Here is a 19,424-nt window from a genome sequence, read left to right on the forward strand (position 1 = left end):
TCCTGGCAGGAGAGACGCGCATGATCGCCGTTAATGATTAAGGGGCGGTTGCGAACCGCGGTCGATCAGAGACGCGTCTCGCCACTCAGGATCGCCGTCCGTGCCGCCGCCGTCAGCTTGGTATAGCCGCTCTTGCCACCCCGGACGTACAGGGCACCGTCGACCTTGTCCGGATCGAAGCCGTCCGTGACCAGGTCGATCTTGCGGTATTTGAACGTGCCGGTGGTGTCCGCCGCCTTGATCACCCGCACGAAACAGGGTTGCGCATAGGACGGCAGCTCAGCCTCGACCCACTGGGCGAAGGCGGCGGCCTCGAACTTTCCGTCCAGCACCAATGCGACCATGCCCGCCTTGCCCTCCTGACCGGGGATGGGCACGCCGTAGGCGATGACCTCCTTGACGCCCGGCGCATCGGCCAGACGCTGCTCGACCTCGGCGGTCGAGACGTTCTCGCCCTTCCAGCGATAGGTGTCGCCGATCCGGTCGATGAAATAGACATAGCCTTCGGAATCCTGACGCATCAGGTCACCGGTACGGAACCAGCGATCGCCGCGCACGAAGACGTCGCGCAGGATCTTCTTTTCCGACGCGGCCTTGTCGGCATAGCCGGAAAAGCTGTGACGCAGGTCGTCGCTGATCTTGCCCAGGGCCTCGCCCACCTCGCCCGGTCCGGTCAACTGGCACAGGCCGTCGTTGCCGCGCAGGGGCTCTTCGGTATCGATGTCGAACTTTACCAGCTTGAAGTTGATCTTGTTCTTCACAAAGCCGGGCACGCGGCCGATGGCCCCCGGCTTGCCGTCGAAGTTGAACAGAGAAACATTGCCCTCGGTCGAGCCGTAGAACTCCAGAATGTCGGGGATGCGGAACCGCTTCTGGAAATCGTCCCAGACATCGGGGCGCAGGCCGTTGCCGAAGGCCAGCCGCAACTTGTGCGACCGCTCATCCGGCTGCTCCGGGCAGTTGACCAGATAGCGGCACAGCTCCCCGATATAGACGAACAGGGTTGCCCCGGTCGCCTTGGCATCGGGCCAGAAGCTGGAGGCGGAAAATCGCCGGCGCAGAACCAGCTTGCCACCGTTCAGCAGGGCCGGGCCGATGCCGACCAGGCCACCTGTCGAGTGATAAAGCGGCAGGACGTTGAACGTTACATCCTTGTCGGTCGCCGCCGTCGCTCCGGCAAAGGCGCGCATGTAGGTGCGGGCCCGGGCGTGGGTGATCTTGGCCGCCTTGGGCATGCCGGTCGTGCCGGAGGTGTAGATATACAGGGCCGTGTCGCGATTGGTCAGGCCCGACCGCAACGAGCGGTTGGGACGCACGGACGATCCGCTGCGCACCGGCTTGTCCAGACCCCGGCGGCTGTCGGCCTCATCGGTATCGCCCAGCCCCAGAACCCAGAGCATCAGGTTTCGCCCCGACAGCAGGCGCGCATCGTCCACACTGCGCCAGCATTCCAGATCCGTGACGACCTGGGAGGCATTGGAGATCGACAGGCAGTGAGCCAGAGCGTGGCCGGTCAGATTGGTGTTGATCAGGGCCGTCCCGACCCCGACCTTGGCGAAGCCCATCCAGGCGGCGATGTATTCGGCGCGGTTCAGCATGACCAGGGCGACGGTATCGCCCCGCTTCAGCCGACGGCTCTGGGCCCAGTGGCCGAAGCGGTTGGCCATGGCGTCCAGCTCGCGATAGGTCAGGCTGCGCTGATCGTCCTGAATGGCGACATTGTCGCCGAACTTGTCGACCGCCTCTTCCCAGTCGTCGCAGACCAGGACCGGGCTATCCAGTTCGATGGGCTTGATGCGCTTGAACAGGCGGTTCAGCCCCTTGGCGAATCGGATATCGCGCTTGATGTTCGCCACCAGACCCATCTGCCTACCCGTGCCTCCATCAAAATTCAGCCGTCCCAAGGTGATGGACAAGCCATCCGCCCCGGTCAACCGGCGAGCGAACCTTCGGTGCGTTTATCGGTATCCATGCTTGCCTTGGTCACCGGGCGTGGCATCGATGCAGCGGTGACCTTGGGTAAGGCTTGAGAGTCCGTCGACCCGCGTCGCTGTCGATCGTGATCGAGACAAGCTGTATTCAGACCCGGGCAAGTCGTTCGCCCGGTCACGCGGGCACGAAACCCATAGTACGATCCTCCGTAGAACACAGTTCGATCTTTAATCGACCTCAAATGCGGCAGCTTCGGTGTTTCTTCACGGCAAAGCTGATTTTCAGGAACTTCGTTCTTTCGAACCGGTTTTTCTGACCTCACTAATGGAGGTGAACGACATGTCCGTAACCTACACCGACAATGACACCATTCTGGACCGCCCGCTGGACAGCGAGGCTCCCTACGTCCCCGCCTACGCCCGCAGCCGTCAGGCCCGCAAGAACAAGGGCGGCCTCAAGACCTGGATGATCCTGGCTCCGATCGGCGTCCTGACCATTGGGGGCATCGGCGCAGTCATGATGATGGGCGGCGGTGAGGCGAGCCAGATGGCCGAGGCTGAGGTGGCGACCCCTGCGCCTCTGACCAGCCAGCCGCTGCAGCCTGATGTAGCTACCGCGCCCCTAACGGCAGCGGCGACCCCCGCCCCTGTGGACGTCGCTCCGGCCCCGGTTCCTGTGGCGCGTCCGGTTGAACCTGTTCGTCAGACCACCCCGGTTCGCCGCTCTGCCCCGCGTACCGCAGCCCCGGCCACACCGCGCGTTGAAGCGACGCCAGAGCCTGTCCTGACCGGTCCGCAGCCGTACAATGCGACGCTGCCGGCTCCGGTTTCCAGCGCCTCCCCGTCGCCGACCTCCACGCTGAACCGCGCCCCGGTCGTCGTGACGCCAGCACCGACCGCCCCGGCCCCAACGCCGGCCACGGTCATCGTGGTTCCGCCCGCCGGTTAAGCTGAGGTACCAGACAAAAGAAGGCCCCGACGGATCGCTCCGTCGGGGCCTTTCCGATTGCTGCCGATCTCAAGAGGTCGGCGACACCCGCCAGATAACATTGCCCACATCGTCGGCGACCAGGAGGGCTCCGGTTCCATCGAACTCAACACCGACCGGACGCCCCATGGCCTGTTCGTTCTCATTGAGAAAGCCGGTCAGAATGTCCTGCGGCCCGCCGTTGGGCACACCGTTGGCGAAGGGCACGAAGATGACCTTGTAGCCGCTGCGGGGCTTGCGGTTCCACGATCCATGCTGACCGATGAAGGCACCGCCGCGATACTGTGCCGGGAAACTGTCGCCCTCGCCGAACGTCAGGCCCAGGGATGCGGTGTGAGCCCCCAACGCATAGTCGGGGCGCAGCGCCGCCGCTACCTTGTCGGGCCGCGCGGGCTCGACGCGCGTATCGACCGTCTGCCCGTAATAGCTCCACGGCCAGCCATAGAAGCCCCCCGGCGTGACCGAGGTCATGTAGTCGGGCACCAGGTCGTTGCCCAGTTCGTCCCGCTCGTTGACCGCGACCCACAGCTTGCCGCTATCCGGCTGCCAGTCCATGCCGACGGGATTACGCAGGCCGGAAGCAAAGATGCGATTTGCCCCGGTCGCCGGATCGATCTCCCAGATGGCGGCGCGGCCCTCTTCCTCGTCCAGGCCATTCTCGCCGATGTTGGAGTTGGAGCCGACCCCGACATACAGCCGCGATCCGTCAGGCGAGGCGACCAGGCTCTTGGTCCAGTGATGGTTGCGCCCGGCAGGCAGGGCCACGACCGTGCGCGGCGCGGCGTCGATCCGCGTCTGGCCCGGCTGATAGGGAAAGGCCACCACCGCATCGGCATTGGCGACGTAGAGAGTATCGCCGACCAGGACCATGCCGAAGGGCGACATCAGGTTTTCGAGGAAGGCCGTCTTTGTCTCGGCCACGCCGTCGCCGTCGGCGTCACGCAACATGCTGATGCGATTGGCGCTGGGCACCGTCGCCCCGGCCCGGCCCATGATCAGCCCCTGGACCCAGCCGCGCAGACCGCCCTTCTTGTCGTCCGGCTTGGGCGGCGCATTGCTCTCGGCCACCAAGATGTCGCCATTGGGCAGGCGATACAGCCAGCGCGGATGGTCTAGCCCCGACGCAAAGGCCTGAACCCGAAACCCCGGCGCGGCGACCGGCATGCGCCCTTCGGGCCAGCCGACAGCATCGGCGATGTTCACCCGCGGCACCAGCGACGAAGTCGGCTCCGGCAATGTCGGATTGGGTCCGAACCCGACCAAAGGATCAAGAGCCGCAGGTCCGGCGCAGGCGGCAAGTGTCAGACAGGCGACCGCCGCCAGGAGGCGGGGTCGGCCAATGGATCGTGTCATGGTGGCTCCGGACGTCAGAACTCAGGGAACTCGAGGCGGCTGACATCATACCCAAGAGCCGCGGCGCGGGCGACAAGCCGCTCACGCTCGGCGGCGTCGGGCACCTCGCGGGTATAGATCCACAGCTTGTCGAAGGTCGGGTCGGCCGAGATGAACCAGCTGTAGTCGTCGGCCCGATCCAGAACCCAGTAGTCCCAGGTCACGAACCCGGCCAGATAACGCGCCCTCAGCTTGGCATTGGTGCCGGGATCCAGGATTTCGCCGCGTGCGCCAATGGCCTTCTCTCGCCCCTGGGGCGTGCCGGACTGACAGGTGTCGCGAACGTCCACACGAGTCGGATTGACGATCACATAGTTGGTGGCCCCGGCGACGCAGCCGTCGGTGATCCGCATGGGCAGGCGGGCGATCTCCAGCCAGCGCCCGGAATAGAACCGCTCCAGATCGACCGGCTTCAACGGCTGGGGCGCGCGCACCTGATCCGGCGAGGGGGCGGTCACGCAGGCCCCCAGGCTAAGCGCAACGACAATGGCGGCAGCGAGGCTTCGGACAGACATGATGCGGCTCCGGCAGGTGATGATAACCATCGATATACGACGCACCTTGCATCCGGACGCAGGCCGCGACGCCATGCCCTCTATTTCAACGGGTTCAGGTCCTTCGGTGCCCGTATCCGGCGATACCGTGCCTCCACGAAGGCGAAGGCTCCAAATGCCATCAGGCCGATGGCGGTCAGCGACAGGATGATTGACCCGCCCGGCTGGCGTTCCAGTGCATCGAGCCCGGCCCCGAAACTGGAGACCTCTGCCGCGCTGGCCCGGAACCCCGCGATAATGACGAACAGGGCGAGGGGCAGCAGGGCAAACCCCCGCGCCACATAGCCCGCCCGCGCCACCGGCACGACCCGGCGACAGATGTCGGCAGAACAGGCCAGATCGCTGGAAAAGTCCGACCGGAAGCCCCGGATCATGTTTCCGATCGCCACCCCGCCGACGGTCAGTCCCACGCCGATCAGCAGCCAGTGGCCGAACGGCATTTCCAGCAGGGCCGCTGCCTTCTGCTGGTTCTCGGCGATATCCTCGGCAGCGGGATTGGCCTTGACCTCATCCAGCAGCTCGAAAACGCCGGCGGCCAGCAAGCCATAGACCAGACCACTGATCGCCTGCCCCCCGCGCATGCCCCAGGCCTTCAGCGAAGTACCCTCCCGGTCGGCATCGAAGACGGACTGCAGCACCCGCCACAGCACAAAGGCCCAGAGGCCAACGCCCAGCAGCACCAGCCAGACCCGCCCGAACGGCTGCTGCGCCAGCCAGCCCGCGGCCCCGCTGGTGCCCACTGCATCGGCCATCCAGTCCATCGCCGCCATCAGGGCGATCAGGCCCACGGACAGATAGACGAAGCCGCGTGCGCCATAGCCGACGCGCGCCGCCCCTTCCAGCAGACTGTCCGTGGACGGCAGGTTCCGGATCAGGCGACGGGGTCTGGATGGGGACAGAATGGACACGAGGCTGCAAATGCGCGGCAGGCGATAAGGCTCCGCTTGGTCGAAATCAACCGGATCGTCGGCTTGTGGTCGCGCGGCCTCAGGCTTATCTGCGCATCGCTCACGGGAGGGCGCACATGCATCCGGTCATCCAGATCGACGGTCTGACCAAGACCTACAAGTCGGGCCTTCAGGCGTTGAAACGCGTGGACCTGACCATCGGCAAGGGCGAAATCTTTGCCCTGCTGGGCCCCAACGGGGCGGGCAAGACGACCCTGATCTCCATCGTCTGCGGCATCGTCACACCCTCGACCGGCACGGTCATCGCCGACGGTCACGACATCCAGAAGGACTACCGCGCCGCCCGCTCGCGGATCGGCCTGGTGCCGCAGGAGCTGACCACCGACGCCTTCGAGACGGTCTGGGCCACGGTGAACTTCAGCCGGCGTCTGTTCGGCAAGGCCCCCAACCCCGCCCATGTCGAAAAGGTCCTGCGCGACCTCAGCCTGTGGGACAAGAAGGACGCCAAGATCATGACGCTGTCCGGCGGCATGAAGCGCCGCGTCATGATCGCCAAGGCGCTCAGCCACGAGCCGGACATCCTGTTCCTCGACGAACCGACGGCGGGCGTGGACGTCGAACTGCGCCGCGACATGTGGAACCTGGTCCGCCAGCTGCGCGAGAGCGGCGTCACCATCATCCTGACCACCCACTATATCGAGGAGGCCGAGGAGATGGCCGACCGCGTGGGCGTCATCCTGAAGGGGGAGCTGATCCTGGTCGAGGAGAAGGCGGCCCTGATGAAAAAGCTGGGCAAGAAGACGCTGACGCTCAATCTGCAGGAACCCCTGACCGCCGTCCCTGCCCCCCTCGCCGAATGGAACCTGACGCTGAAGGCCGAGGGCAATGAGCTGGAATATGTCTTCGATTCCAACGCCGAACGCACCGGCGTGCCGTCGCTGATGCGGGCGCTCTCCGAGAACGGCATCGCCTTCAAGGACCTGAACACCCGCCAGAGTTCGCTGGAGGACATCTTCGTCAGCCTGGTGCACCAGGACCGTCCCGCAGGAGCCGCCGCATGAGCGCGATCAGTTTCAACGGTCATGGCGTCTGGGCCATCTATCGCTTCGAGATGGCGCGGGCGCTGCGCACCATCTGGCAGTCGATCGTGACCCCGGTGATCACCACCGCCCTGTATTTCGTGGTCTTCGGCTCGGCCATCGGCTCGCGCATGACCGAGGTCGACGGCGTGCCCTACGGGGCCTTCATCGTGCCCGGCCTGATCATGCTGAGCCTGTTCACCCAGTCGATCTTCAACGCGTCGTTCGGCATCTACTTCCCGAAATTCACCGGCACCATCTACGAGATCCTGTCGGCCCCCGTCTCCTCTCTGGAGATCGTGCTGGCCTACGTCGGGGCGGCGGCGACCAAGTCGGCGGTGCTGGGCCTGATCATCCTGGCCACGGCGGCCCTGTTCGTGCCGCTGGAGATCCTGCACCCGGTCTGGATGCTGCTGTTCCTGATCCTGATCTCGACAACCTTCAGCCTGTTCGGCTTCATCATCGGCATATGGGCCGACGGGTTCGAGCAGCTGCAGATGATCCCCATGCTGGTGGTCACGCCTCTGACCTTCCTGGGCGGGTCCTTCTATTCGATTGACATGTTGCCACCGATGTGGCGCACGATCACCCTGTTCAATCCGGTGGTCTATCTGATCTCCGGCTTCCGCTGGACCTTCTATGGCCAGGGGGATGTCGGCATAGGGATCAGCGTCCTGGCCACCCTGGCCTTCTTTGCTGTCTGCCTGGGCATTGTGGTTTGGATGTTCCGGACCGGCTATCGTCTGAAGAACTAGAGCCAAATCGTTCGAGCTGGACGCCGTCCGGCTCGGCTCAGATTTCGCTCCAGCATGTTTGTCACGAAACGGGCCAGATCGGCCCGCACCCTTGACCGTTAAAGTCTGCCAGACGCGCCCGATCCGGCGCGGGAGTTCCAATGCCCTCCGACAACAATCCCAAGTCCACGCCCCCCGCAGAGCCGTTCCGCAAGCCGGCGATCTGGGGCCGTCCGCCACAGACGACCTTCCGCGCCGGTCCCTTGCCGCGCGGCGAACGCCTGCCGCCCCTGCCCGAGCTGCCCCGACGTGAGCCGCCGCGCAGCCAGCCACCCGTGATCGCCACGCCGCACGCCGCCGTACCTCAGCAGCAGCCGCCTCAGCTGATGGGAACGCGCCCGGACATCTTCTCCGGCTCCATGATCCCCCGGCCAGCCTACAAGCCGTCGCCGGCCCTGCCGACACAGCAGCAGGTCAAGACCGAGACACCCGCCGTCGAGACATCCCCGGACGCATCGCCAGTCACGCCCGCGCCCGATCTGACGGTCCGACCGTTGCCGACGCCCGCTACGGCTCAGGCGCCAGCAGCGACCGCGCCGACGCCCGTGGCTGCGCAGAAGACCCCGGTGCCTGCGTCCGACCAGCCACGACCAGACGCAGCACGGCCGGTCGCGGCAGTCGCCGGGACGTCTCCGATCTCCACTCCGATCACCCAGACGCGCGCGCGCACCTCTCGGAAGACAAGCCGCATGCCCCTGATCGCCGGGGGAGCCGTTGCGGTTCTGGCTGTCGCCGCTGCCGGTGTGTGGTGGGTCAACCGCGCCCCGGTCGCCCCTGCGGCGGCTTCTGTCGCACCGGCGACCTCCTTGCCCGCTTCGACCGAGGCCGTGCCTGCGGCCGCGCCCGTGGCCGATGCCACTCCCGCCACGGCGACGTCGGACGCGACGACCACGGCTTCGACACCTACGACCGCGCCCGTCGCTTCTCCTCCGAACCGTGCCGAAACAACACCGTCGCCTCGAACGACGACACCCGCCGCGCCCCGTCCGGCTCCGGCCAGCACGCCTGCGCCGACGCCGGCCCCCACGGTTCAGTCACCGCCGCCCGTCGTGATCGAGATCGCTCCGACGCAACCGGTGGGGCCGCCCCCGACGATCGCCGCGCCGCCGACCAGCGATCCGGACGCGCCCGTGGTTACTCGCCCTCAGCCGCTGGACTAGGGTTCAGGACCGATCGTCAGGCCGGTGGCGACTTGATCGCGACATAGCCGCGCTCGACCATGCGGCGCAGGCCCTCATAGGCCTCGCCCAGTTCTTCATAGGCGGTGCGGGCTGACGTGAGCCGGGCGACCTGATCCGGCGTGGCCGGCGCCCCGGATTCCGACAGGCGCAACGCCTCTGCCACCCATTTCGCCCGCGACGTCGCCGTCAGCACGGCCAGGCGCTGGAATACGGCAGGATCCAGCGGCGGCAGCATCTGGCTGACCACTTCCCGATTGGCGACGAAGGCGGAATAGTCGATCTGCTCCAGCAGGCCGCGAATCCGTCGCTGCTCCTGGGGATCATTGTCCTCGGGCTCGAAATGATCTCTCGGGCGACGATAGCTGTTGGTCTGGATGGTCGACACCGCGTCTTCTCCCGGCTGGAAACCGCAGGGTGCGCCGCGTCGATTAACGAGCCGTTTCAGCCTCTCGGCTGCAAGACCATCAATGTCGATGTTCCGTGCGCCAGCAGACGCCCCGCCGCATCCTTGACCGTTCCCTCTGCGGTGATGATCTGGCGGCCCGGATTGATCACCCGGCCCTCGCAACGGACACGGCCCGTATCGATGGCGATGGGGCGCACGAAGTTGACCTTGGTCTCCAGGGTCGAATAGCCGACCCCTGCGGGCAGGGTGGAGTGGGCCGCGCAGCCCGCCGCGCTGTCGATCAGCGTCAGGGCCCAGCCACCATGCACCATGCCGGCGGGATTGAGCAGATGCGGACCCGTGTCGCCCTCGAAGGCCACGAAGCCCTCTCCGACCTCGACCAGTTCGAACGTCAGGCTGTCGGCGATGCTCGCGCCCTTCAGTTGCCCATCGATCACGGCCTGAAGCAGGTCGCGTCCTGTCATGGTGGCAAAGGCGGCAGCGGTGGAGGAGGGCGCGGCGGTCATGTGCCGACTATCGCACTACCGTTTTCAAAAGCAACCCTCTTGGGATCGCCGTATCAGTGAGCTTCGGGCGGCCGTGCCGCAGGATCCAGATATTCGCTCTCGGCGTGCGGCTTGTCGCTCAGAACGAAGCGGCGGTCGCAGTAGCCGCATTCGACGAAGTCGTCCTCGCCCATGTCCATATAGACCAGCGGGTGGCCCAGCGCCCCGCCGCCACCATCGCAAGCCACGCGCTTGGTCGACACGACCAGTTGCTCGGGCGGGGGAACGAGAACGTCGGGATGGCGCGGCGGCATGTCGACCTGACAGGGCTGGATACGGGCTCGGAGTGAACGCGGCGAGTCCTATGCGGACCCGCCGCCAAGGTCAAACCTGCTCGCGAACATCCGGGCCCGTTGTGACCACGGGGGCAGGCTTTCGGCCCATCAGACGGTCCAGCATGGCCTTGCGCTTCTTGAACAGCGTCAGTCCCAGACAGGCTGCGCCGACCCACAGGCCGATCTCGCCGATCACGGCCGCGATACCCGCGATGATCAGGGACTGGGGGGTCGTGAGGGCCTCGGTCTTGCCCAGGATCAGCGCGACGGCCATGTCGCCATAACCGAGGACACAGACGCCCATGGCGGCAAAGCCGATGATGCGGGTGCGGTTGAGAGGCTTCATCATTCGTCTCCGTCAAGGATGCGCTACACAATGACAAGGAAGCTAGACACTTCAGCGGGCGATGTCAAGCGTCATTTACACACCCTCCGGACCTACTCTTTTCGCTCGAGACTTGGCGTGCGGCCGGACAGCCCATACCTATGCCGTCCCGCGCCTCCGCGAGCCTTCCGACAAAGCCGACTTGATGACCGAGACCGACACCCTGCCCGTCAATGCCATCGAGGCGCGCGGGCTGGAAAAGACCTATGCCGGCAACAAGAAGTCGCCGCCCAAGACCGCGCTGAACGGCGTCGATCTGGTCATTCCGCGCGGGTCGATGTTCGGCCTGCTGGGCCCCAACGGCGCGGGAAAGTCCACCCTGATCAACATCCTGGCCGGGATCGTCAACAAGACCGGGGGCACCGCCGCCATCTGGGGCCGCGACATAGACAGCCAGCCGCGCGACGCCCGCGCCGCCCTGGGGGTCGTGCCGCAGGAGATCGTGGCCGACGTCTTCTTCACCCCGCGCGAGGCGCTGGAGGTTCAGGCCGGCTTCTATGGCGTGCCCGCCAATGAACGCCGCAGCGACGAACTGCTGGCTGCGCTCGGCCTGTCGGACAAGGCCCACGCCTATGTGCGGGCGCTGTCGGGCGGGATGAAGCGTCGCCTGATGGTCGCCAAGGCCCTGGTCCACAATCCGCCCATCCTGATCCTGGACGAGCCGACCGCCGGGGTGGACGTCGAGCTGCGCCGCCAGCTCTGGGAATACGTCCGCCGCATCAATGCCGAGGGCGTGACCATCCTTCTGACCACCCACTATCTGGAGGAGGCCCAGGAGCTGTGCGACACCATCGCCATCATGAACCGCGGCTCGGTCGTGGCCTGCGAACCGACGCCGCAGCTTCTGCGACGTCTCGACACCCGCAATGTGGTAGTGACGCCTGAAAACCCGCTGGAAAACCTGCCGGCACTGGACGGGTTCGAGGCTGTCGCTCGGCCCAACGGGTCGTTCTCGGTCAGCTACAAGAAGGGCCAGTCCTCGGTCGAACACGTCCTGGCCGCCGTCCGCGCCGCCGGCGTGACCATCGCCGACATCACCACCGAGGATCCCGATCTGGAAGACGTCTTCCTGGCCCTGACCTATGGCGACGACAACCAGGCCGATCCGACGAGGGACTAGGTTTTAGGTTTTAGGTTCCAGGGAAGAAAGACGGGCCGGACCCCTCCCGGGAACCTGCCCTAAAACCTAGACCCTAGTCCCTAAACCACCATCACCGTGCCGATGAGCAGCCGCGCGCCCGACCGGCCCAAGGTCGCATTGGTCGCGGCCTGAAGCTGGGCGACCAGACGTTCGACGTCCGGGGCCATGCCCGGCAGGGTCGTGGAGGCGACACGCTGGACCACCGTGGCATAGGCGGCGCGCAGGCGCGGCGCGGACTGGGTAGCACGGGTGCGCAGGGCCGCGTCAGATACGTCCAGCCCCAGCTCCACCGACATGATGGCGCGACGCCCGTTCGAGCCGGTGACATTGCCCGTCACAGTCGGCAGGCGAGTGAAGGTGGCTTGGGGGGCGGCCGTATCCTTGCCTCCAGCCGCCGAGGCGGATGGGACAGAGGCAGACACGGCAACGGCTGCTAGGCCGAGAAGGGCGCGACGATCCATGCCCGAACCCTCGCACAGCGCGCTTAAGGTCCGGTTACGCGGCCTGCGTCTGTGATGGGGCGATCTGCGGGGCCATCGGCTTCAGGTCCAGCAGGGCGAACAGCTGAGCATCCTCGTCCTGCTCCGGATTGGGCGTGGTCAGCAGCTTGCCGCCGACGAAGATGGAGTTGGCTCCGGCCAGGAAGCACAGCGCCTGCATCTCCGGGCTCATCGTCTCGCGCCCGGCCGACAGACGGACCATGGCGCGGGGACAGACCAGCCTCGCCACTGCGACGGTGCGCACGAACTCGATCGGATCGATCTCTCCCTCACGCCTGACCCGATCGCCCAGCGGCGTGCCCGTCACCGGCACCAGGGCATTGACCGGCAGGCTGTCGGGATGCACCGGCAGGGTCGCCAGCGCATGCAGCAGGCCCGCCCGATCTCGGCGGCTCTCGCCCATACCCACGATGCCGCCGCAACAGGTCGACATGCCCGCATCGCGCACATGCTTCAGCGTATCCAGCCGGTCGTCATAGGTCCGGGTCGTCACCACCTCGGCGTAATACTCCGGGCCGGTGTCCAGGTTGTGATTGTAGTAGTCCAGCCCGGCGTCCTTCAGCTGGCGCGCCTGATCCGCCGTCAGCATGCCCAGGGTGGCGCAGGTTTCCAGCCCCAGGGCCTTCACGCCCGAGATCATCGCTGCCAGTTTCGGCGTGTCGCGATCCTTCAGCTCGCGCCAGGCCGCTCCCATGCAGAAGCGCGAGGCCCCGCCCGCCTTGGCCGCCATCGCCTCGGCCAGGACGCTGGTCGTGTCCATCAGCTTTTCGGCCTTCAGCCCTGTCTGGAAACTGGCGGACTGGGAGCAGTAGCCGCAGTTCTCGGCACAGCCGCCGGTCTTGATCGACAGCAGCTGCGACTTCTGCACCTCGGATGGATCGAACCAGGCGCGGTGAACCGTCGCGGCCTCAAACACCAGTTCCATGAAGGGCCGGGCGAACAGCGCCTCGACCTCCTCCAGCGTCCAGTCGTTGCGGGGCGTGGCCATAGTGGTCGCAGTCGCTTGGGTCATGGCCGCTGATTAGCGCCGCCTGTCCGTGCCGCCAAGCTGTTACACAGGCCGCACCATCGCCAAACACATAAAGACATCCTTATGTGTTTCTTGCCGCGAGAGGGTGGGCAGTCTATATGCGCCGCAACTCTTATCGACCGGACCCCGCCCATGACCGACTACATCGTACGCGACATCTCCCTGGCCCCCTTCGGCAACAAGGAGATCGCGATCGCGGAAACCGAAATGCCCGGCCTGATGGCCCTGCGCGAAGAGTTCGGTCCGTCGCAGATCCTGAAGGGCGCACGCATCGCCGGCAGCCTGCACATGACCATCCAGACCGCCGTGCTGATCCAGACACTGGAAGCGCTGGGCGCCGAGGTTCGCTGGGCGTCTTGCAACATCTATTCGACCCAGGATCACGCCGCCGCCGCCATCGCCGCCAACGGCACGCCGGTGTTCGCCACCAAGGGCGAGACGCTGGAAGAGTACTGGGACTATGCCCACAAGATCTTCGAATGGGCCGACGGCGGCTATCCGAACCTGATCCTGGACGACGGCGGCGACGCGACCCTGCTGTGCGTTCTGGGCCCGAAGGCCGAGCAGGACATCAGCGTTCTGGACAACCCGCAGAACGAGGAAGAGGAAGCCCTGTTCGCCGTCATGAAGCGGTACCTGAAGGAGAAGCCCGGCTTCTATTCGGCCATTCGCGACGCCATCGGCGGCGTGTCCGAAGAGACCACCACCGGCGTCCACCGCCTGTATGAAATGGCCAAGAAGGGCGACCTGCCGTTCCCCGCCATCAACGTCAACGACAGCGTTACCAAGTCCAAGTTCGACAACCTGTACGGCTGCCGCGAAAGCCTGGTCGACGCCATCCGTCGCGGCACCGACGTCATGCTGTCGGGCAAGGTCGCCGTGGTCTGCGGCTACGGCGACGTGGGCAAGGGCTCGGCGGCCTCGCTGCGCCAGGGCGGTGCCCGCGTGATCGTGACAGAGATCGACCCCATCTGCGCCCTGCAGGCCGCGATGGAAGGCTATGATGTCCAGACCCTCGACGACGTCGCCGACAAGGCCGACATCTTCGTGACCGCCACGGGCAACAAGGATGTCATCACCGTCGATCACATGCGGGCGATGCGTCACAACGCCATCGTCTGCAACATCGGCCACTTCGACAGCGAGATTCAGGTCGCCGGCCTGAAGAACATGAAGTGGGACGAGATCAAGCCCCAGGTCGACCACGTCGAATTCCCGGACGGCAAGAAGATCATCCTGCTGTCCAAGGGCCGTCTGGTGAACCTGGGTAATGCCACGGGCCACCCGTCGTTCGTGATGAGCGCCAGCTTCACCAACCAGACCCTGGCCCAGATCGAGCTGTGGACCAACAAGGCCAAGTACGACAACCAGGTCTATGTCCTGCCCAAACACCTGGATGAGAAGGTCGCCATGCTGCACCTGGGCAAGCTGGGGGCCAAGCTGACGACCCTGTCCAAGGAACAGGCCGACTATATCTCGGTCCCGACCGAGGGTCCGTTCAAGCCGGATCACTATCGGTACTAAGGGAGCTACCGCTCGACATTCCTTGAGCGCGGTTTGAATAGAAGATTTGGGCCGGGAGCTATGCTTCCGGCCCTTGCCGTATCAGGCGGCCATGATCGACTGGCCCAGGTCCTGATTGCGATCTGCCAGACCGTTCTCGAAGTCCATGAAGATGTCGATCAACTCCTCGACGCTGACCGGGTTGGCATTGGGCCCGAAGCGGAAGCGCCAGAAGCTGACGACATGCTGGACCGCGCCCAGCTGATCGCCCAGCCTCGCGAACAGGTTCGGAGCCGACAGAAGGAAGTCACGGAACGCATTGGCCCCGCCCTCGACCGAAAGGCCAACATAGGCATCGTCGTAGATTTTCAGCGTGCGGGATACGTCCTCGCAGGTCTTGGAAATCCGTTCGCTGAGAACTTCACGGCCCCGGTCCAGATACTCCTTGGCCGCACGATCGACCTTGCCGATCGGCTTGACCGTGCGCACGGCCTTGGCCACGCCGTCGATCTCGCCGCGCAGGCTGTTCAGCACCCATTTGTAATAGAGGAAGCCCTTCCAGCAGAAGATGCCCTCCTGATAGTCCTCGGGCTCCAGACGCAGGGTGTGACGCAGGGCTTCCATGCGGTCGCCCGGCTCATTGGACAGGATCTTGCCGGCCAGACGTCGCGAGGAGGCGGAGTTGGCGTTCTCTCCGCCCAGGCTGAGCGTCACCAGCGGGCGGATTTCCTCCTCCACGAAATGGATCATCCGCGCCATGTCGGATTCGCTGATGGCCAGATAGCAGGGGGCGGGTTCCACGCCGTTTCGCTTCAACTGCTCGCGCAGCAGGAACGGGTCCAGCGAGGGCAAACGGTCCAGCAGACGCAGCACAGCAATGTCCGGATGATCGTGCTCCATGCCGAAGGCTTCCTTCAGCAGGCGCTCGAAATGGCGCTGGCCCACGAACAGGAAGCGTCCGCCGGTCCGCAGGTCGTTGGTGTCGATCGGTATGACGATCTTGGTCGCCACCTGCCGCTTGATCGGAAAGGCGTCCAGTTCATCACGCCGCAAACGGTGCTTGATGATCATCGACCGGTTCAGGGCAGGCGTCCGGAACATGGGCTTTTCAGCCCATTCCTCGGTGTCGCCGTGCTCCTTGTAGACGTTCAGCAGATTCAGCACGCGCGCCGTCGACGCCGAGGAGCGCAGGTGAACCAGATTGCGGACAGAGCGGTCGGTCATAGGATTCCTTGGAAGAACCCCGTTTCTCAGAAAAAGATGACCATGCCCTTAGCGAAGCGTCACCATTCGCATTGACCCGTGCGTCAAAACGTCATGGCCACCGACATCCACAGGCGGCGCGGCTCCTGATTATTGGCATACTCCGGCGTGTAAACGACCGGCGTGCCATAGGGCAGCAGGCTGACGAAATCGGTGTCGAACAGGTTGTAGATCGCCGCATTGACCGTGACGCGGTCCGTCACGTCATACGATCCGCCCAGGTGGAACAGGCTGTAGGCCTCATAGTCGCCCCAGGCGTCCCGCGCCGCGCCGACGCCCCGGAACCGCTCGGACCGGTACTCGCCGCGCAGCCAAAGGCCCAGCCGGTCTGTCGCGGCCCAGCGCAGATTGGCGTTCAGCATATGCTCGGGCGTGTCGGTCAGGGGCAGGCCTGCGGCCGACCCCGATTTCTGCTCGCTGTAGGTATAGGTATAGTTGCCTTGCAAGCTCCAGTCGGTGGCGAACCGCCAGCGGGCGGAGACTTCCAGCCCTCGCGTCTCCGCCTCGTCGATATTCACGCTCTGACCGAAGGTGGCGAAGGTCGGCCAGAAGCCGACATCGACACAGCCCGTGGTCGGATAACCGCCCGCCGCATACTGGGCCGCCGTCAGGCCGAAGGTGCAGTTGGCCACCGGCGTGCCGGTCGCGATCTTGTCGTCGAACTGGTTGTGGAACAGGGTCGCACTGGCCCGCAGCGCCCCGCCGTTGTCATAGAAGACCGCGACTTCGGTCGAGGTGGACGTCTCCGGCATCAGGCCGGGCGAACCCAGCAGCGGCAGCCGACCCTGCTGGCCAAAGCCGTTGATGCCGCTGGCCAGCTGCTCCAGCCGCGGCGTCTTGAACCCCTGGCTGACCCCGCCCTTGATCGTCCACTCGGGTGTGGCGTTCCAGACCAGATAGGCGCGCGGGCTGAAGTGCGCGCCGAAGACCGAATGGTCGTCGTGCCGCGCGCCCAGGGTCAGGGCCAGGGTGTCGCTGAACCGCCATTCGTCTTCGGCGAACAGGGCCCACTGCTGATGCTCGAAGGTGTCGGGCGCGACGCCGTCCACCATCTGGGCGTCCCAGTACTGACCCCCGACGGTGAAGGTGTGGTTGCGCCACTGGGAATACAGCTTGGTGTCAAAAATGGTATTCTCCGACTCCAGCGTGCGCGGGCCACCGGCCCCGGCTACGCCATTGGGAATGATCCGCCCGATCGTCTCGGTCCGCCCATAGGACAGGTTGGACGACAGCTGGCCGAACGGCAGGCGCCAGTCGTGCGCCAGCGAAGCCTGATCGCGGTTGAACTCCAGGGCATTGGCGTATCCTCCGGCCGTGGTGTTGGTACCCAACTGGCCATTGGTGTTGTCGTACCACTGCCGCGCCACATCGACGTCCAGCCAAAGGTCATGGTCAGGATGCGGCGTCAGGCTCAGCCGCCCGCCCAAGGACCAAATCTCGTTCTCCGTCGAACTGCGTCCAAAGCCCGTGACGGGCGTCTCGACCCCACCCACATTCTCGAACGTCAGGGCCGATTGCTCGCGTGCCGAATAGTTTCCGCGCAGGGACAGGCCCAGCAGATCGGGGACCAGCGGCCCGCTCAGATAGACGTCGCCGCCAAACAGGTCGCCGAAGGCATCGTCACCCTGAAGCGTATAGTTGGCCGTGACTGCACCGCCCCAGACATCGCCGACCTTGCGCGTGATGATGTTGACCACCCCGCCCATAGCGTCCGACCCGTACAGGGTCGAGACCGGCCCGCGCACCACCTCGATCCGGTCGATGGCCGAGACGGGCGGCAGGAAGCTGGTCGAGGTCTCGCCAAAGCCGTTGGGTGTCACGCTGCCCGCCGTATTCTGGCGGCGGCCGTCGATCAGGATCAGGGTGTAGTCCGATCCCATGCCCCGGATGTTGATGGTCTGGCCGCCTGTCTTGCCGACAGGGGCCCCCACGTCCACGCCTTCGACACTCGTCAGGATTTCGGCGATCGAGGTGGCGCGCGTTTCTTCGATCTCGGCCCGGGGAATGACGCTGATCGAGGCCGGGGCCTGGGTGATGCGCTGCTCGAAGCCTGAGGCCGTAACGACCACGTCCTCCAGCCGAGTCGGCTCGTCAGTCGCCACGATCATGCGATCTTGAGCCAGCGCCGGACCTGCCGTCACCAGCAGGGCCGCGGAGCAAAGCCAGACGGAACGCGTGGCGCGGAGAGAGGAAGCAGACATTCGAAACAGCCCTGTTGATACTTGAGATCGCTTCTCAATATCGAGTCAGCCAGGAATGCAAGAAGTAATTGCGAACCTGTCGCAATTCGTCACATGGCGCGCGCCTCTGTCCTATGGCGTCGTGGTCTGGTCCGGCCTAGGTTGCGTGCATGGGCAACGTATTCGACATCCTCATTCTGGCGGCCATCGGTGCCGTGGCGATCACCCTGGGGTTCGGCATCTATTCGCTGTACCGGGGCGGCGACTATGCGCGATCCAACTCCAACAAGCTGATGCGGCTGCGCGTGGCCTTGCAGGCCCTGGCCGTCGTGCTTCTGGTCACCGGCATGTGGTGGAAATCCACCTACGGGGCCTGAGCCCATGGTCGTTCTGAACCGCATCTACACCCGGACCGGCGACGAAGGGCAGACCGGGCTGGCCTCCGGCGCGCGGGTTTCCAAGAGCGACGCCCGGGTCGAGGCCTATGGCTGTGTCGACGAACTGAATGCCGTCATCGGTGTCGCTCGTCTGCATTCGGGCCAGAACGATCGCATCGACGCCATGCTGGCGCGCATCCAGAATGAACTGTTCGACCTGGGGGCCGATCTGGCTACCCCCCTGGACCCGCCTCCGAAATGGGAGGCCCTGCGGATCATCGACAGCCAGGTCGAGCGGCTGGAAGCCGAGATCGACTGGATGAACGAAAGCCTGAAAGCCCTGGACAGCTTCATCCTGCCGGGCGGCGCGCCCCTGTCGGCGCACCTGCATATGGCCCGCACCGTGGCCCGCCGGGCCGAGCGCGAGGCCATCCGCCTAGTCGAGGCCGGAGAGGCCGTCACCCCCGCTGCCATCCGCTATCTGAACCGCCTGTCCGACCACCTCTTCTGTGCCGCCCGCCGCGCCAATGCCAACGGGGCCGAAGACGTCAAATGGAAGCCGGGCGCGACGCGCTGAGGCGGATCAGTTCTCCAGCGCCTGGCGCTGACGGGCCGTGTCGGCGGCGGCGGCGCGACGTTGGGCCGCAAGCGCGTCCTCGATCTCGACCAGTTCGCGATTCTTCTGGGCCGAGGCGTCGGCGCGGCTCTGATCGATTGGTCGGCCGGTGATGTCGGGCAGGAAGATGGGGGTGACGCATTCGCCGCCCTCCGGATCCCACCACTGACCCTGGGCCTGGCAGCGCTCGTTGGGCTCGGTGACCAGCGCCTTGTAGCCCATCAGGCCGCCCACCCCCACGACGAACAGAACCGCGAACAGGATGCTGAGGCGCTTCATGGTCAGAAGGCGGTTCATGCGCACTTTCCTCATCTTGCGCACGGACTGTTGAGAGCCCTTGACGCTGCGTTACGTTGACAGGCCGTGACAGCCGTTC

Annotated in this window: 21 protein-coding genes; 8 read left to right on the plus strand and 13 right to left on the minus strand. The window is 65.4% G+C overall.

Annotated elements, in window-relative coordinates; translation table 11 throughout:
- Positions 1 to 65: 65 nt before the first annotated feature.
- Entirely contained in the window at positions 66 to 1,865 is a 1,800-nt protein-coding gene (locus tag AC4PRM_RS04510; RefSeq protein ID WP_492039186.1) for a long-chain-acyl-CoA synthetase, read from the minus strand.
- A 406-nt stretch (positions 1,866 to 2,271) separates the two neighbouring features.
- Between AC4PRM_RS04510 and AC4PRM_RS04515 the strand changes: the two genes are divergently transcribed.
- Positions 2,272 to 2,880 (plus strand): hypothetical protein, encoded by a 609-nt coding sequence (locus tag AC4PRM_RS04515; protein ID WP_492038944.1) that lies wholly within the window; start codon positions 2,272 to 2,274, stop codon positions 2,878 to 2,880.
- A 69-nt stretch (positions 2,881 to 2,949) separates the two neighbouring features.
- Here AC4PRM_RS04515 and AC4PRM_RS04520 read toward each other — a convergent pair whose 3' ends face one another.
- The 3 genes from AC4PRM_RS04520 to AC4PRM_RS04530 all read right to left on the minus strand — a co-directional run bounded on the left by AC4PRM_RS04520 (position 2,950) and on the right by AC4PRM_RS04530 (position 5,773).
- The gene (locus tag AC4PRM_RS04520; RefSeq protein WP_492038945.1) at positions 2,950 to 4,272 is read right to left on the minus strand and encodes a DUF7133 domain-containing protein; all 1,323 of its coding nucleotides are present in this window, start codon (positions 4,270 to 4,272) and stop codon (positions 2,950 to 2,952) included.
- 14 nt (positions 4,273 to 4,286) lie between these two features.
- On the minus strand, positions 4,287 to 4,826 hold the full coding sequence (locus tag AC4PRM_RS04525) for a lipocalin family protein (RefSeq protein ID WP_487921162.1): 540 nt from the start codon (positions 4,824 to 4,826) through the stop codon (positions 4,287 to 4,289).
- 80 nt (positions 4,827 to 4,906) lie between these two features.
- Positions 4,907 to 5,773, minus strand: a complete 867-nt coding sequence (locus tag AC4PRM_RS04530) for a DUF1206 domain-containing protein (RefSeq protein ID WP_492038946.1) — start codon at positions 5,771 to 5,773, stop codon at positions 4,907 to 4,909.
- A gap of 116 nt (positions 5,774 to 5,889) precedes the next feature.
- Here AC4PRM_RS04530 and AC4PRM_RS04535 point away from each other — a divergent pair, with 116 nt between their 5' ends.
- The 3 genes from AC4PRM_RS04535 to AC4PRM_RS04545 all read left to right on the plus strand — a co-directional run bounded on the left by AC4PRM_RS04535 (position 5,890) and on the right by AC4PRM_RS04545 (position 8,806).
- Positions 5,890 to 6,834 (plus strand): ABC transporter ATP-binding protein, encoded by a 945-nt coding sequence (locus AC4PRM_RS04535; protein ID WP_487921164.1) that lies wholly within the window; start codon positions 5,890 to 5,892, stop codon positions 6,832 to 6,834.
- A gap of 5 nt (positions 6,835 to 6,839) precedes the next feature.
- Complete coding sequence (locus AC4PRM_RS04540; RefSeq protein WP_373257189.1) at positions 6,840 to 7,607, plus strand: ABC transporter permease; 768 nt, start codon at positions 6,840 to 6,842, stop codon at positions 7,605 to 7,607.
- Between the two features lie 140 nt (positions 7,608 to 7,747).
- Positions 7,748 to 8,806 carry a hypothetical protein gene (locus AC4PRM_RS04545; RefSeq protein WP_492038947.1) on the plus strand — a complete coding sequence of 353 codons (1,059 nt, stop codon included), beginning with the start codon at positions 7,748 to 7,750 and terminating at the stop codon, positions 8,804 to 8,806.
- A 16-nt stretch (positions 8,807 to 8,822) separates the two neighbouring features.
- Here the strand turns inward: AC4PRM_RS04545 and AC4PRM_RS04550 are convergent, their stop codons facing one another.
- The 4 genes from AC4PRM_RS04550 to AC4PRM_RS04565 all read right to left on the minus strand — a co-directional run bounded on the left by AC4PRM_RS04550 (position 8,823) and on the right by AC4PRM_RS04565 (position 10,402).
- The gene (locus tag AC4PRM_RS04550) at positions 8,823 to 9,212 is read right to left on the minus strand and encodes a hypothetical protein (RefSeq protein WP_373256940.1); all 390 of its coding nucleotides are present in this window, start codon (positions 9,210 to 9,212) and stop codon (positions 8,823 to 8,825) included.
- 56 nt (positions 9,213 to 9,268) lie between these two features.
- On the minus strand, positions 9,269 to 9,739 hold the full coding sequence (locus AC4PRM_RS04555; RefSeq protein WP_492038948.1) for a PaaI family thioesterase: 471 nt from the start codon (positions 9,737 to 9,739) through the stop codon (positions 9,269 to 9,271).
- A 53-nt stretch (positions 9,740 to 9,792) separates the two neighbouring features.
- Positions 9,793 to 10,032, minus strand: coding sequence for a zinc-finger domain-containing protein (locus tag AC4PRM_RS04560; protein ID WP_373256938.1), 240 nt, complete (start codon positions 10,030 to 10,032; stop codon positions 9,793 to 9,795).
- A 70-nt stretch (positions 10,033 to 10,102) separates the two neighbouring features.
- Complete coding sequence (locus tag AC4PRM_RS04565) at positions 10,103 to 10,402, minus strand: hypothetical protein (protein ID WP_492038949.1); 300 nt, start codon at positions 10,400 to 10,402, stop codon at positions 10,103 to 10,105.
- A 181-nt stretch (positions 10,403 to 10,583) separates the two neighbouring features.
- Between AC4PRM_RS04565 and AC4PRM_RS04570 the strand changes: the two genes are divergently transcribed.
- A complete protein-coding gene (locus tag AC4PRM_RS04570) occupies positions 10,584 to 11,558 on the plus strand; it encodes an ATP-binding cassette domain-containing protein (RefSeq protein WP_492038950.1) in 975 nt (324 codons plus the stop codon).
- A gap of 80 nt (positions 11,559 to 11,638) precedes the next feature.
- Here the strand turns inward: AC4PRM_RS04570 and AC4PRM_RS04575 are convergent, their stop codons facing one another.
- Both AC4PRM_RS04575 and bioB read right to left on the minus strand, forming a co-directional pair.
- Positions 11,639 to 12,040 (minus strand): Tat pathway signal protein, encoded by a 402-nt coding sequence (locus AC4PRM_RS04575; protein WP_492038951.1) that lies wholly within the window; start codon positions 12,038 to 12,040, stop codon positions 11,639 to 11,641.
- 34 nt (positions 12,041 to 12,074) lie between these two features.
- Complete coding sequence (gene bioB / locus AC4PRM_RS04580; RefSeq protein ID WP_492039187.1) at positions 12,075 to 13,067, minus strand: biotin synthase BioB; 993 nt, start codon at positions 13,065 to 13,067, stop codon at positions 12,075 to 12,077.
- 174 nt (positions 13,068 to 13,241) lie between these two features.
- Between bioB and ahcY the strand changes: the two genes are divergently transcribed.
- Entirely contained in the window at positions 13,242 to 14,633 is a 1,392-nt protein-coding gene (gene ahcY, locus AC4PRM_RS04585) for an adenosylhomocysteinase (protein WP_487921167.1), read from the plus strand.
- Positions 14,634 to 14,714: 81 nt separating this feature from the next.
- Here ahcY and AC4PRM_RS04590 read toward each other — a convergent pair whose 3' ends face one another.
- Together AC4PRM_RS04590 and AC4PRM_RS04595 are read right to left on the minus strand one after the other, a co-directional pair.
- Complete coding sequence (locus tag AC4PRM_RS04590; protein ID WP_373256933.1) at positions 14,715 to 15,836, minus strand: hypothetical protein; 1,122 nt, start codon at positions 15,834 to 15,836, stop codon at positions 14,715 to 14,717.
- Between the two features lie 83 nt (positions 15,837 to 15,919).
- Positions 15,920 to 18,076, minus strand: a complete 2,157-nt coding sequence (locus AC4PRM_RS04595; protein WP_492038952.1) for a TonB-dependent receptor domain-containing protein — start codon at positions 18,074 to 18,076, stop codon at positions 15,920 to 15,922.
- 149 nt (positions 18,077 to 18,225) lie between these two features.
- On the opposite strand from AC4PRM_RS04595, the gene AC4PRM_RS04600 reads away from it, so the two are divergent.
- Positions 18,226 to 18,432: a twin transmembrane helix small protein gene (locus AC4PRM_RS04600; RefSeq protein WP_373256931.1), complete on the plus strand. Its 207-nt coding sequence runs from the start codon at positions 18,226 to 18,228 to the stop codon at positions 18,430 to 18,432.
- Positions 18,433 to 18,436: 4 nt separating this feature from the next.
- Positions 18,437 to 19,009 (plus strand): cob(I)yrinic acid a,c-diamide adenosyltransferase, encoded by a 573-nt coding sequence (locus AC4PRM_RS04605; protein ID WP_487921170.1) that lies wholly within the window; start codon positions 18,437 to 18,439, stop codon positions 19,007 to 19,009.
- Positions 19,010 to 19,015: 6 nt separating this feature from the next.
- Here the strand turns inward: AC4PRM_RS04605 and AC4PRM_RS04610 are convergent, their stop codons facing one another.
- Positions 19,016 to 19,345, minus strand: coding sequence for a hypothetical protein (locus AC4PRM_RS04610; RefSeq protein WP_487921171.1), 330 nt, complete (start codon positions 19,343 to 19,345; stop codon positions 19,016 to 19,018).
- Between the last annotated feature and the right edge of the window lie 79 nt (positions 19,346 to 19,424).

It is taken from the genome of Brevundimonas sp. DW-iso22, assembly GCF_058725425.1.

Bases quoted from the DNA above. Each gene is read 5' to 3' on its own strand.
- AC4PRM_RS04510 (WP_492039186.1), bottom strand. From the start codon at position 1,865: ATGGGTCTGGTGGCGAACATCAAGCGCGATATCCGATTCGCCAAGGGG.
- AC4PRM_RS04520 (WP_492038945.1), bottom strand. From the start codon at position 4,272: ATGACACGATCCATTGGCCGACCCCGCCTCCTGGCGGCGGTCGCCTGT.
- AC4PRM_RS04595 (WP_492038952.1), bottom strand. From the start codon at position 18,076: ATGTCTGCTTCCTCTCTCCGCGCCACGCGTTCCGTCTGGCTTTGCTCC.
- ahcY (WP_487921167.1), top strand. From the start codon at position 13,242: ATGACCGACTACATCGTACGCGACATCTCCCTGGCCCCCTTCGGCAAC.
- AC4PRM_RS04600 (WP_373256931.1), top strand. From the start codon at position 18,226: ATGGGCAACGTATTCGACATCCTCATTCTGGCGGCCATCGGTGCCGTG.
- bioB (WP_492039187.1), bottom strand. From the start codon at position 13,067: ATGGCCACGCCCCGCAACGACTGGACGCTGGAGGAGGTCGAGGCGCTG.
- AC4PRM_RS04535 (WP_487921164.1), top strand. From the start codon at position 5,890: ATGCATCCGGTCATCCAGATCGACGGTCTGACCAAGACCTACAAGTCG.
- AC4PRM_RS04545 (WP_492038947.1), top strand. From the start codon at position 7,748: ATGCCCTCCGACAACAATCCCAAGTCCACGCCCCCCGCAGAGCCGTTC.
- AC4PRM_RS04555 (WP_492038948.1), bottom strand. From the start codon at position 9,739: ATGACCGCCGCGCCCTCCTCCACCGCTGCCGCCTTTGCCACCATGACA.
- AC4PRM_RS04565 (WP_492038949.1), bottom strand. From the start codon at position 10,402: ATGATGAAGCCTCTCAACCGCACCCGCATCATCGGCTTTGCCGCCATG.
- AC4PRM_RS04610 (WP_487921171.1), bottom strand. From the start codon at position 19,345: ATGAACCGCCTTCTGACCATGAAGCGCCTCAGCATCCTGTTCGCGGTT.
- AC4PRM_RS04590 (WP_373256933.1), bottom strand. From the start codon at position 15,836: ATGACCGACCGCTCTGTCCGCAATCTGGTTCACCTGCGCTCCTCGGCG.
- AC4PRM_RS04560 (WP_373256938.1), bottom strand. From the start codon at position 10,032: ATGCCGCCGCGCCATCCCGACGTTCTCGTTCCCCCGCCCGAGCAACTG.
- AC4PRM_RS04515 (WP_492038944.1), top strand. From the start codon at position 2,272: ATGTCCGTAACCTACACCGACAATGACACCATTCTGGACCGCCCGCTG.
- AC4PRM_RS04605 (WP_487921170.1), top strand. From the start codon at position 18,437: ATGGTCGTTCTGAACCGCATCTACACCCGGACCGGCGACGAAGGGCAG.
- AC4PRM_RS04570 (WP_492038950.1), top strand. From the start codon at position 10,584: ATGACCGAGACCGACACCCTGCCCGTCAATGCCATCGAGGCGCGCGGG.
- AC4PRM_RS04525 (WP_487921162.1), bottom strand. From the start codon at position 4,826: ATGTCTGTCCGAAGCCTCGCTGCCGCCATTGTCGTTGCGCTTAGCCTG.
- AC4PRM_RS04575 (WP_492038951.1), bottom strand. From the start codon at position 12,040: ATGGATCGTCGCGCCCTTCTCGGCCTAGCAGCCGTTGCCGTGTCTGCC.